The sequence below is a fragment of the Flavobacterium potami genome (assembly GCF_020026915.1).
Taxonomy (GTDB): Bacteria; Bacteroidota; Bacteroidia; order Flavobacteriales; family Flavobacteriaceae; genus Flavobacterium; species Flavobacterium potami.
Genome location: NZ_JAINUY010000050.1, coordinates 1 through 288 on the forward strand (window position 1 = coordinate 1; position 288 = coordinate 288).

Sequence of the window (288 nt, forward strand, 5' to 3'; positions counted from 1 at the left end):
AATGCGGAGCGGGTTTGTGCCTTGACCGATATCGGAAATGCGGACAGCGTCGATGAAGCCGGGGAGAGACTGTTGCATGACGTCTTCGACCGTATCAGCGACGGGGACAAACATATCCGGATTAATGAGACCCCAGACGGTCTGGAGGAACGCGTTGAGCCACTCGACCGATTCTATGATACGTCCATTGTCCTCATTAGTATCTCGAGATTCTCTAAATCGCGAAACAATTGACGTACCGGGTGTAGGAGGGCTGAATTTTTGACCGCGTTCACGATGCATGTTAGC

At 51.7% G+C, this 288-nt stretch carries 1 protein-coding gene; it reads right to left on the reverse strand.

Going from position 1 to position 288, the window contains the following annotated elements:
- A partial coding sequence (locus K6T82_RS24230) for an SMP domain-containing protein (protein WP_223711606.1) occupies positions 1-288 on the reverse strand: 288 nt, incomplete at both ends.